10 protein-coding genes and 1 tRNA gene are annotated in these 12,366 nt (G+C 34.5%); 1 reads left to right on the top strand and 10 read right to left on the bottom strand.

Going from position 1 to position 12,366, the window contains the following annotated elements:
• Window positions 1–269 precede the first annotated feature (269 nt).
• The 6 genes from arcC to A3I1_RS0103125 form a co-directional block, all read right to left on the bottom strand.
• Window positions 270–1,217: a carbamate kinase gene (gene arcC / locus A3I1_RS0103150; RefSeq protein ID WP_018369869.1), complete on the bottom strand. Its 948-nt coding sequence runs from the start codon at window positions 1,215–1,217 to the stop codon at window positions 270–272.
• A 14-nt stretch (window positions 1,218–1,231) separates the two neighbouring features.
• Entirely contained in the window at window positions 1,232–2,566 is a 1,335-nt protein-coding gene (locus A3I1_RS0103145; protein ID WP_018369868.1) for a M20 family metallopeptidase, read from the bottom strand.
• A 20-nt stretch (window positions 2,567–2,586) separates the two neighbouring features.
• Window positions 2,587–4,080, bottom strand: a complete 1,494-nt coding sequence (locus A3I1_RS0103140; RefSeq protein WP_018369867.1) for a YfcC family protein — start codon at window positions 4,078–4,080, stop codon at window positions 2,587–2,589.
• Window positions 4,081–4,156: 76 nt separating this feature from the next.
• The gene (argF, locus tag A3I1_RS0103135; RefSeq protein ID WP_018369866.1) at window positions 4,157–5,170 is read right to left on the bottom strand and encodes an ornithine carbamoyltransferase; all 1,014 of its coding nucleotides are present in this window, start codon (window positions 5,168–5,170) and stop codon (window positions 4,157–4,159) included.
• Window positions 5,171–5,187: 17 nt separating this feature from the next.
• Window positions 5,188–6,417, bottom strand: coding sequence for an arginine deiminase (gene arcA, locus A3I1_RS0103130; protein WP_018369865.1), 1,230 nt, complete (start codon window positions 6,415–6,417; stop codon window positions 5,188–5,190).
• 257 nt (window positions 6,418–6,674) lie between these two features.
• Window positions 6,675–7,355 (bottom strand): Crp/Fnr family transcriptional regulator, encoded by a 681-nt coding sequence (locus tag A3I1_RS0103125; RefSeq protein WP_018369864.1) that lies wholly within the window; start codon window positions 7,353–7,355, stop codon window positions 6,675–6,677.
• Window positions 7,356–7,551: 196 nt separating this feature from the next.
• On the opposite strand from A3I1_RS0103125, the gene A3I1_RS0103120 reads away from it, so the two are divergent.
• Window positions 7,552–8,028 carry an arginine repressor gene (locus A3I1_RS0103120; protein ID WP_018369863.1) on the top strand — a complete coding sequence of 159 codons (477 nt, stop codon included), beginning with the start codon at window positions 7,552–7,554 and terminating at the stop codon, window positions 8,026–8,028.
• 220 nt (window positions 8,029–8,248) lie between these two features.
• Here the strand turns inward: A3I1_RS0103120 and A3I1_RS0103115 are convergent, their stop codons facing one another.
• The 4 genes from A3I1_RS0103115 to A3I1_RS07820 all read right to left on the bottom strand — a co-directional run bounded on the left by A3I1_RS0103115 (window position 8,249) and on the right by A3I1_RS07820 (window position 12,363).
• A complete protein-coding gene (locus A3I1_RS0103115) occupies window positions 8,249–10,894 on the bottom strand; it encodes a valine--tRNA ligase (RefSeq protein WP_018369862.1) in 2,646 nt (881 codons plus the stop codon).
• A 370-nt stretch (window positions 10,895–11,264) separates the two neighbouring features.
• Entirely contained in the window at window positions 11,265–11,519 is a 255-nt protein-coding gene (locus tag A3I1_RS0103110; protein ID WP_018369861.1) for a DUF1912 family protein, read from the bottom strand.
• 102 nt (window positions 11,520–11,621) lie between these two features.
• Window positions 11,622–11,692 (bottom strand) — tRNA-Thr (locus tag A3I1_RS0103105).
• Window positions 11,693–11,802: 110 nt separating this feature from the next.
• Window positions 11,803–12,363, bottom strand: a complete 561-nt coding sequence (locus A3I1_RS07820; RefSeq protein WP_473965398.1) for a G5 domain-containing protein — start codon at window positions 12,361–12,363, stop codon at window positions 11,803–11,805.
• Window positions 12,364–12,366: the final 3 nt, after the last annotated feature.

The raw sequence follows: 12,366 nt of genomic DNA, 5'->3' as shown, positions 1-12,366 counted from the left end.
GAGAGATAGGCTTCAATTTTCCCTCGTTCAGCTTCTGAAAGGTGGCGATAGGACTGTTTTGTGGTAGAATAGTGAGTGGACATGTTCATCTTTCCTTTATACTTTGTTCGCAACTTTAGTATATCAGATGAACATGTCTTTTTTGTTGCACCTCATTTTACAACGGGGCATAAATTTATTTTTTATCTTATAAAAAGAAATGTCATCATTTTATATAACAAAAAAGTTCTTCTTTAAAAAGAAGAACTTTTAATGGTAGTTAAAACTTTTCAATCTTTAACAACTTGTGTACCACCATCACCTGTTAAAACATTTTCAATGTTTTCAAGAGAAGTAATGATAGCTTTACCTTCAGGATAGTTTTCTACAAAAGCAATGGCTGCTTCAACTTTAGGTAGCATACTTCCTGGAGCAAACTGATTTTCAGAAATATATTGTTTCATTTCTGAAACCGTTACTGTTTCTAATTTTCTTTGATCTGGTTTATTGTAGTTAACATAAACATTATCAACACCAGTTAAGATAACAAATAAGTCAGCCTCAACCAATTCAGAAAGTGTTTGACTGGCAAAGTCTTTATCAATGACAGCCTCAACACCTGTAAGTTTATGGGTGTCAGTATCTTCTACAACTGGAATTCCTCCGCCTCCAGCACTAATAACAACAACACCTGAGTCAACTAAAGACTTAATGATATTAGCTTCTTTAATTCCCACTGGTTTTGGTGATGGCACCACCTTACGCCAACCACGTCCAGCATCTTCTTTAAAACAAGCTTTAGTTTCAGTTTCTTGTTTTTTAGCTTCTTCTTCTGTTAAGAATGGCCCAATTGGTTTAGTTGGATTTTTAAAAGCAGGATCTTCTTTTGAAACAATAACCTGAGTGACAATTGTTGCCACTTCTTTTTCGATGCCTTTTTCTTGCAATTCATTGACAAGTGCATTATCTAACCAAAAACCGATACTACCTTCTGTCATCGCAACACAAGTATCTAGTGGCATAGCAGGATTTTTTTCAGAATCAGCCGCAGCTTGTTGCAGTAATAAATTTCCAACTTGTGGTCCATTACCATGAGTAATAATTAAATCATCACCATTTTCAATAAATTTAACTAATGATTTTGATGTTTGGATAAGAGCTTCTTGTTGTGCTTTTGCAGAAGCATCTGTCGAAAGAATAGCATTTCCTCCCAGAGCAACAACTATTTTTCTCCCCATATTTTTTTCCTCCATTATAAAGTTAATAATCGATAAATCGTTTCAGCATAAATAGCCATCGCTTGATAAAGATCATCTAGTGGAATTCTTTCATTTTCTTGATGTTCAGTTAACAAAGTATGCGGAAAAGCTGCACCAAAAGCGACACAGTTTTTCATAGTTCTAGCAAAGGTAGCACCACCAGATGTCATGGCTGGAGACATATCTCCTGTCATTTCTCGATACACTGAAAGTAGAGTTTTAATTAATTCACTATCTAGTGGCACATATAAAGGACCAACGTAGTCAAATTCTTCATAAACCAAACCGTATTGAGCTACCGTTTCTGAGAGTTGTCTCACTAGCTTTTCTTTATCTGCTAAGACAGGTATTCTCATGTCAATTCGTATCTCTGAATGATTTGCATCAATGGTTAAACCAGCAACGTTAAATGATAGACGTCCAGAAGGTTCATCTTCAACAACACCAAATAATTGACCTCCAGTTCCATCATGTCCCACATGGGTTAGTAAAAAATCAATCGTAGGATGTGAATGAATTGGAGATAATCCTTCAATCAATCGAATAATAGCATTGACACCTTCTGCTGCATCTTTTGAGTGCTTGGCTTCTCCTAAAACAACAACACTCTTATCTGTTGTTTCATAAGCATAGCCTAAACGTGTTAAGTTTTCAATCAAGTCTTTTTGATTTTCACCACTATAACTAGCTTTTCCTGGAACTACATTAAAGGCATCACCAAGCTCTAATGAAAAATCTGTACTACCTTTACCAGTGATCTTAACTTGCAACAACCCTTTTTCAGCATAGGTAAGTGGAAAACTTGAATCGGGTGCAAATCCCATATCAGCAACTTCTTCAATCTCATTATAGCGAGCCATACAACGCCACAATGTCTCCTCATCAGTACCATAAATGAAACGAATTCGTTTATTAAATACTATTCCAGCATCAACTAGTGATTTTACTGCATACATAGCTGCTACTGTTGGTCCCTTATCATCTTGGGAGCCACGTCCAAACAATTGATTATCTTTAATTACAGCTTCAAAAGGATCAGTCTCCCATTTACTTAAATCTCCAGCTGGAACAACATCAAGGTGACAAAGAATGGCTACTAGAGTTTCTCCTTTTCCAATTTCTGCATAACCATAATAACCTTTTGGATCAATATAAGTTTGAAATCCTAAATCTTTAGCGATGTCAAGTGTTGTTTCTAAAGCTTTTTGAATATCTTTGCCAAAAGGTGTCCCATCTTCACCTTCATTTAACACAGAAGGAATCGCAATTAATTGTTTAAGAGTGTCAACGCATTGTTGTCTATGTGACTCAGTAATAAAATCTTTCATATTATTAAACCGTTTCTAAATTAGAAGAATGTTGCAACCACTAAGATAAGAATACTTAGCACAACAATTGCCGCAATGAGTTTGCCGACATATTTCCACCAAGTAGTAATGTCCACTCGACCTAAAGCAAGACCTCCCATCACAATACCAGAGGTTGGTGCGATAAGGTTTAAGACGCCAGATGCTGCTTGGAAAGCTGTGATGATTAAGTGGGTTGGTACTTTTGCAAATTCTCCCAATGGCCCAAGGATACCCATAGTTGCACCAGCAAGACCTGATGTTGATGGAATCAAGAATGACATTGGTAGGTAGAAAATATAAGTCAAAACGATAAAGACTTGAGAAGACAACCCTTTAAGGCCTTCTTCTCCCCAGTGTAAAATCGTAGCTGTGATTTGGCCATCATTCATTACTACTTGAATACCACGTGCCACAGCAACAATTAAAGCAACACCTAATAAATCTGCAGCACCATTAAGAAAAGCTTTGAAGAATCTGTCTTCACCCATTTTAGAAACAATGCCAACTAATACTCCCATGAAAATAAAGAGCATAGTAATTTCTTGGAAATACCAATCTCCAAGTGGAAGAGAGTTTCCAAAGAATTGACCAAAGACCGGAAGACCCGTTAAGAAGTCATTAATGGCTTCAAAGACATGAAAACCAAATCCAGACCATGGAATTAAACTAATAATCATGATAATAAAGGTAGTGATAAAGATCCACAATGTCTTCTTCTGACTCTTAGTTAAGTCTGATTGAACATCAACAGGTTTAAAATGTTTTAAGTTTTCTTCTCTTTGAGCATAAACCAAAGATTTGGTAGGATCTTTTTCTATCTTACTTGCATAGTTATAAACATAGAAAATTGAAACTCCAAGAATAACTACAAAGAATACTACACGCCAAATGGCACCATCCGCAATACTGATTCCCGCAGCGTCTGAGGCCACACCTGTAGCAAATGGATTAACAGTAGAGGCTAAACATCCTACTTGAGAGCCAATCAAGATAATAGAAACAGCAGTTATAGTATCAAATCCTACGGCTAACATCACAGGAATTAGTAAAGGGTAAAAGGCCATCGTTTCTTCACCCATCCCGTAGGTTGAGCCACCAAGAGCAAAGAGAATCATCAACACAGGAATGAGCATTTTTTCTTTGCCTTTAAAGTTTTTTACTAAAGAAGCAATACCCACATCAAGTGCACCAGTTTCTGTGACAACACCCAAAAAGGCACCAACCATGATGATAAAGAATGAGACTTCAATAGCCCCGCTTGTTATGCTATTACCAATCATCCCAACAACCGGAGCCATTACAACTGCATAAAATCCTTGAGGATTTTGGTCAACAGTTTCATATGTTCCTGCTATTAAGTTTCCGGTTTCTTCACTAACTTGGTACTGACCTGCTGGAATAATCCATGTCAATATAGCCATTAAGGAAATAATAAGGATAAGTACCGTATAGGATGAAGGCATTTTAAATGCTTTTTTTACTTTTTCAGTCATAAATTTCTCCTATCTAAAGAAAAACTGTTCTGGTTCTGATTTCAAAAATCAAAACCAGAACAGTTTGATCTGTGGGTTATACTTTTGGAATAAAGAGGTCTCCTAAAGTAACTGCCATAACGGCTTTAATAGTATGCATACGATTTTCTGCTTGATCAAATTGACGACCATGTTTACTTCTAAAGGCACCATCTGTAATTTCCATACTATCAATGCCAAATTCTTTTTTAATTTGTTTACCATATTCTGTTTCTGTGTCATGGAATGCTGGTAAACAATGTAAGATAATGAAGTCTTTATTATCAACAAGTTCTAATAACTCTTCATTAATTTGGTAAGGTTGTAATAAAGCAATACGCTCTGCAAACTTATCTTCCTCACCCATTGATACCCATACATCTGTATAAAGTACATCTGCATCTTTCACAGCTGCCTTAACATCAGCAGTAACTTTAACAGTTGCACCTGATTCTTTGGCATATTTTTCAGCCATTTCAACTAATTCTGGTTCTGGGAAAAGAGATTCAGGAGCAGCAATAGTCACATTAACACCTAAAATTGCACCAGTGACTAATAAACTATTTGCCACATTATTACGACCATCACCACAATAAACTAAAGTTAATCCTTCTAGCTTTCCAAAATTCTCTTTAACAGTAAGATAGTCTGCCAACATTTGTGTTGGATGCCATTTATCAGTTAAACCATTCCAAACCGGTACTCCTGAGAATTTAGCTAAATCTTCAACAACTTTTTGACTAAAACCACGAAATTCGATACCATCAAACATACTACCAAGAACAAGAGCAGTATCTTCAACAGATTCTTTCTTACCTAATTGAATATCATTTTTACCAAGATATTCTGGATGAGCACCTAAATCAATAGCCGCAGTTGTAAAAGCAGCACGTGTTCTTGTTGATGTTTTTTCAAACAAGAGAGCAATGTTTTTGCCTTCTAAGTAACGATGCCAAACATTACGTTTTTTCAAATCTTTCAAATGTGCCGAGAAATCAATAAGATACTCTAATTCTTCGCGAGTGAAATCAATTTCCGCTAAAAAACTTCTTCCTTTAAATACTGATGTCATTAGTTACTCCTTTTTTATTAAATATCTTCACGAATAATTGGCATTGACATACAACGTGGTCCACCACGACCTCTAACCAATTCACTTCCTTGAATTTTATGTAATTTTAATCCAGCTTCTTCAAGTTTTTTGTTAGTGACTACATTACGATCATAAACAATTACTTCACCTGGTGCAATTGTCAAAGTATTTGATCCATCATTCCATTGCTCGCGTGCTGCTGCAACTATGTTTGAGCCACCACAACGGATAAGACTAACTTTTTCTAAACCAAGATTTTTTGCGAGAATATGTTCTAAAGTATCTTTTTCCTCAGTAATACGAACGCCATCTCCCTCAGGAACTACTGAAAAGACGCGTAAGCCTCCCTCAATTTCAGGATGAATAGTAAATTTATCATAGTCAACCATAGTAAAAACAGTATCTAGATGCATAAATTTACGGTTATTTGAGATTTCAAAAGCTAAAATTTTCTTAAATCCTAAATTAGCAGCAAAGATATTAGTCATTAGTTTTTCAATAGACTCAGCATCAGTTCTCTGAGAAATACCAACTGCTAAAACATCTTTTGAAAGAACTAACTCATCTCCACCTTCAATTCGAGTGGTTTCCTCACGATTATAGACAAAAGGAATATCAGCATCTTTAAAACGTGGATGATATTTGAAAATATATTTAGCATATAACGTTTCACGATTTCTTGTATCAGCATACATACGATTTAAAGAAACGCTATTACCAATTGTTGCAAATGGATCTCTAGTGAAATAGAGATTTGGCATCGGATCAATAGCAAATGGATAGTCAGATTCAACTAAGTCAGCCAAACCTTTATCAGTGATTTCTGGCAATTCTACTTTTTGAATACCAGCCATTGTTTTATTGATTAATTCTTGATTATCAGTGATATCAAGCAATAGCCTACGAATACCTTTTTTGGTTTGTTTTCCTCTAATATTAGCTTCTGAAATGTATTCGTCAATAAATGCTTCTTTGATTTCTTGACTTGTTAACGACTCAGCCGCTAATTTCTCTAAATACAATACCTCAACTCCACAGTCTCTTAAAACCTGTGCAAAAGCATCGTGTTCTTTTTGTGCTTGTTCTAAAAATGGAATATCATCAAACAATAATCTCTCAAGATAATCAGGAACAAGATTTTCTAATTCTTGACCTGGTCTATGAAGAAGAACTGTTTTTAATTTTCCAATTTCTGAATACACATGAATTGGTCCTTGTTCAGTCATTGATAGACTCCTTTCTTTTTTTACAACGAATAAAACTACAATAAGAACATCGTTCTTAATTTATCAACACTATTATTGTAATCGTTTTCAATATTAAAAACGTGGTATTTTTAACGATATAACAGTGAAGATTTTCACGTATTTCACGACTTAATGGAAGTTTATCAAAATTAGAAACTCTTTACTAGAATAATTACCGTTTTTATCAAAAAAAATAATATTTATTCTTTATAAAAAAATAAAAATTTTATAATTTCTTATTTAATATACTTTAAAAAATAATCCCGATTCAAGTAAGACAATTTTTTATGCTTAAAATGGATAATGTTTTTTTCCTTTAGTGTCTTTAGGACATGGCTAACTGTTTCTCTTGTTGTTCCACTCATATTTGCAATATCTATGGTTGTGATTGAAAAAGGTAAGTCCATTTTTTCTGAGCATTTATCTACCAGTAAAAAGGCTAAGGTTTGTATCACCCTGTCTTTGGCACTAGAGGTAATCATATTCCTAATTCTAAATTCTTGAAGATGTATTAATTTTGATAACTTCTGACACAACATCTTCATCTGATATTTATTACTTAGTGAAAACGATTCATAAACTTCTCTTGGAAAGCAAATATATTCAATAGATGTTATAGCAACAGCTGAAAAATGATAAGTTTTATCTAAAAAAATACCACCATAAGGAAATATAGTATCTGTGTTGACATAATCAATATAGATAAATGACCCTGATGAGTCACTTTGTTCTAATTTGACATGCCCTTTTAACAGAATATACATTTTTTCCAAAGGATCTCCATCAAAAAATAAAATTTGATCCTTAGGAACCTTATGGTAGGCCATTGTTGTTATAAGTTGATCGAATTGAGAAATGGATAGATATTTAAAATCATCTAATTTCCTCAAATGTTGATAGAGTTCTTTTCCAACCATTTCTGACTCCTTTTCATTTTTTGTTATCTATTTTCATTCTTCTTATTATTATAGCATAACAAAATGTATTCGTCTTTGGAAACTATTATAATTTTAAATTTATAAACTCATACTATTGTCATTAATTAGAGTTTAATGTTATAATTAACTTAGTAGGACTTGTAAACATTTTCAATTATTTAGAAAGGATATTATTATGAATAAAAAAGAAATACGGCACCAACTTATTTTATCTCTTATTTCCGAAAATAAAATAAATACACAACATCAATTACAACAAGAACTCAAAAATAAAGGTATCTCTGTCACACAAGCTACCTTATCTCGAGACATGAAAGATTTACACTTGGTAAAAATATCAGATGAGGATTCTTACTATACTGTCCACAGTATAGCTCCTGGACGCTGGGAACACCGTCTTCGCTTTTATATGGAAGATGCACTTGTCATGTTACGACCTGTTCAACACCAAGTTATTCTTAAAAGTTTGCCTGGGCTTGCCCAATCATTTGGTTCAATACTTGATGCTATGCAAATTCCTGAGATGGTGGGAACAGTCTGTGGAGATGATACCTGTTTGATTATTTGTGAAGATGCTGAAGGAGCAGAACGTTGCTTTGAAAAGCTTAGCGAATTTGCGCCTCCTTTCTTCTTTGGAAACCAAATTAATTAACCTCTAAAAACTAGCAACACTATGTTGCTAGTTTTTTATGAATTTAAAATCAATTAATTAAATGCTGATTAGTTATTCTAACCCTACTTAAATGTGAGTGATTTTAGTTAAAATTTATCTGTAAAACATTATAAGAATTTCTGATAAAATCAAAAGAATAAAAACAATTGTTTTTATTCTTTTGATTTTATATTGGCTTTCTACCATAATGGCTTAATATCTATTGTAATTTTTTCATTTCTACAATACGAGCTTGAGTGGCATTGTATTTTTGTTGATAGTCAACTTGTTTTTGGTATTCTTTTTTAACAACTTCAGGTTTGGCATTAGCCACAAATTTTTCATTGGATAATTTTTTACCAACTATTTCGAGTTCTTTTTGCCATTTTGCCAATTCTCTACCTAAGCGTTCTAATTCCTCATTAACGTTTAATAAATCAGCTAATGGTAAGAAAATCTCGGCGCCACTAATCACACTAGACATAGCCAGTTCAGGAGTTTCAATATTTGTACCAATTTCTAAATACTCTGGATTAGTAAAACGATTGATATAGTTTTGATTAGAATTAAAGAATTGCTCTAGATTAGCATCTGTTGTTTTAATCAGAATCGTAATTGGTTTACTTGGTGCCACATTAACTTCACTACGAGCATTACGGACTGAGCGAATGAGGTCTTTAAGACTTTCAACACTCTTGTGGGCAGACTCGTTTTCAAAGATTTCATCAGCGATTGGGTAGTCTGCTGTCACAATAGAGTTTGTTGAAATTTGCTCAAAGAGAGCCTCTGTAACAAATGGCATGATTGGGTGAAGGAGTCGTAAAATCTGATCTAGCGTATAGAGTAAAACTGAACGTGTCACTGTTTTTTCTGCTTCATTATCACTATAAAGTACTTCTTTTGTTAGCTCAACATACCAGTCTGCAAACTCATCCCAGATAAAGTTGTAAAGGATGTGCCCTGCAACACCAAACTCAAATTTATCAAAGTTTTCAGTGACTTTGCCTATTGTTTCATTGAGATTATGAAGTATCCAACGATCAGTCACATTACCAACTTCTTCTTGAGCCACTTTTTCAACAGTTCTTTTGGCTTCTTCTAGGGTTAAGTTTTCATTATTCATTAAGATGTAACGCGAAATATTCCAAATTTTATTAATAAAGTTCCATGAGGCATCCATTTTCTCATAGCTAAAGCGAACATCTTGGCCTGGTGCAGACCCATTTGATAAGAACCAGCGTAAAGCATCCGCACCATACTTATTAATAACATCCATTGGGTCAATCCCATTACCTAGAGATTTGGACATTTTTCGTCCTTGTTCATCTCTAATCAAACCATGAATTAACACATTTTTAAATGGTGCTTCTTTAGTAAATTCTAAACTTTGGAAAATCATTCGAGAGACCCAGAAGAAAATGATATCATAGCCTGTTACAAGTGTCGAGGTAGGGAAATAACGTTTAAAATCATCGTTTTCTTCATTTGGCCATCCCATAGTTGAAAAAGGCCATAGAGCCGAACTAAACCAGGTATCAAGAACATCCTCATCTTGAACCCAACCTTCTTCTTTTGGTGCCTCCTCACCAACATAAATCTCTCCAGCTTCATTATACCAAGCGGGAATTTGATGACCCCACCATAGCTGGCGTGAAATAACCCAGTCGTGAACATTTTCCATCCATTGCAGGAAGGTATCATTGAATCTTGGAGGATAGAAATCAATTTTATTATCTGTTGTTTGATTTTGAATAGCTTGTTTTGCCAATTCATCCATTTTAACGAACCACTGAGTTGATAAGCGTGGCTCAACCATGACACCAGTTCTTTCAGAATGACCAACACTATGAACACGTTGTTCAACAGCAACCAGATTTCCTAATTCTTTTAATTTTTCAACAACTGCTTTTCTCGCTTCAAAACGATCCATACCAACAAATTCACCAGCAAGTTCATTCATGGTACCATCATCGTTCATGACATTGACTTGAGGAAGATTGTGACGCTGACCAACGAGGAAGTCATTTGGGTCATGTGCTGGTGTAATCTTAACAACACCTGTTCCAAATTCTGGATCAGCATGTTCATCAGCAACAATTGGAATTTTTTTATTCACGATTGGCAAAATAACATTTTTTCCAATCAAGTCCTTATAACGCTCATCTTCTGGATTAACGGCAACAGCCACATCACCAAACATGGTTTCAGGACGAGTAGTGGCTACTTCTAACGAACGAGAGCCATCTTCCAACATATAATTCATGTGGTAAAAAGCACCTTCAACATCCTTATGGATAACCTCAATATCAGATAAAGCTGTACGTGCTTTTGGATCCCAGTTAATGATAAATTCGCCACGGTAAATCCATCCTTTTTGATAAAGGGTGACAAAAACTTTTCTAACAGCTTCTGAAAGACCATCATCTAAAGTGAAACGTTCTCTAGAATAGTCTAAAGATAGACCAAGTTTACCCCATTGTTCTTTGATGGTAGTAGCATACTCATCCTTCCATTCCCAGACCTTGTCCAAGAATTTTTCACGCCCTAAATCATAACGTGAGACGCCATCTTCTGCTAAACGTGCCTCCACTTTTGCTTGGGTAGCAATCCCAGCATGGTCCATTCCTGGTAACCATAAAGCATCATAGCCTTGCATGCGTTTTTGCCGAATAATAATATCTTGTAAAGTTGTATCCCAAGCATGCCCTAAATGAAGTTTACCAGTAACATTTGGCGGTGGAATAACAATAGAATATGGTTTGTTTTCTTTCTTTCCAGAAGGCTTAAACACTGATTTTTCTAGCCATTTCTGATAACGTCCTGATTCAACCTCATTGGGTTGATATTTTGATGATAATTCTTTCACTCTCAACTCTCCTTTATTTTTTAGTGTTTAAGGTTTTTTTAAGCTAGGATGATTATACTTTAATTATCCTAAAACTTTTCTTTTTCATAAATCTCCTTGAAACAGCACATGAACCATGTGTTGTTTCTTTTTACTTTAATAAATAAAAAGACCCTATCTTAACGATAGGGACGAATAGTTATCCGCGGTACCACCCATATTCGAGCATAGCTCGCTACTTTTAGTTATTTCATTTATCACTCAGCAACTAGCTCTGGTTTTTCTGTGCGGATTTCTCAGCAAGACCGCTCTCTGTAACAGATGATAGCAAAGCACCTCTGATGTCCTTATTTTAACAAACAGTAAAAAAAATAGCAAGACTTTATCTATTTTAATAATGTCTTTTAAAAGAAAAATGATCTGGTAAATCGTGAAAATCTTTTTTTTGATGATAATTGGAAAATTTACTTTGTAAAAACTGATAGGCATCTAAGCGACTTTCATAGCGAATGATAGCTTCTTTAGCCTGTTCATCCTTAAAATCCTCAAAAATTTTTTCACTTTCCTTTTTTGCCTTATCATTAATTGTGATTTGAGTATTTAACCATTCCTCAAATGCCTTCAAAAATTCTTGTTCATATGTCATCACTTTTACCTCTTCACATTCTAAATTATTTATATATAATTATCAAGATAACACCTTATCTCTTAAACGAAAAACAGTCAGAAAATCTGACTGTTTTATTTTTGCCACCACCGAGAATCGAACTCGGAACGGAGCATTACCATTGCTCTATTATACCATTTAACTATAGCGGCTACCTCAATATAATACTATATTATATCACTAAAAGCAAGTTAAAATTAACTTCTTTATACTATGTTAATAAAAAATCTCAAGAATAATTCTTGAGATTTTTTATAACTTTTTAATTACTAATCTTTCTGTATTGCTTTTTTTTAATCCAAAATAATGATAAAAGCGTTATTAATAAAAATCCTGTCATCTTAAATGAATTGGAATTATCATCACCAGTCTTTGGTAATTCTCTTTGAACAGCTTTATTTTTGTTATTTAATAACAAGAAAATTTCTCTTTCCATCTGTCCAATACGCTTTTCTTCTGTCACTGCTGGTAAGATGACCTTTATCGAATGCTCTTGACCATTAACAAAAATCAGCTCACGACGTCCTTTACGACCAACTTGAGTAATTACTTCTTCCCCCTTGGATAGACTTGGGTCAAGGATTTCACGGGTATCATAATCAATCTCTTCATAACGGATATCTGCCGTTGGTAAGTCTANAGCCTGTGGAGAAACTAATGGTACCGCAAAAGTCATCTGTCCAATACGCTTTTCTTCTGCCACTGCTGGTAAGATGACCTTTGTCGAATGCTCTTGACCATTAACAAAAATCAGCTCACGACGTCCTTTACGACCAACTTGAGTAATTACTTCTTCCCCCTTGGCTAGACTTGGGTCAAGGATTTC

This window comes from Streptococcus marimammalium DSM 18627 (assembly GCF_000380045.1).
In the GTDB taxonomy this organism is placed as follows: Bacteria; Bacillota; Bacilli; order Lactobacillales; family Streptococcaceae; genus Streptococcus; species Streptococcus marimammalium.
This window is presented reverse-complemented; position numbering and strand designations above follow the sequence as displayed.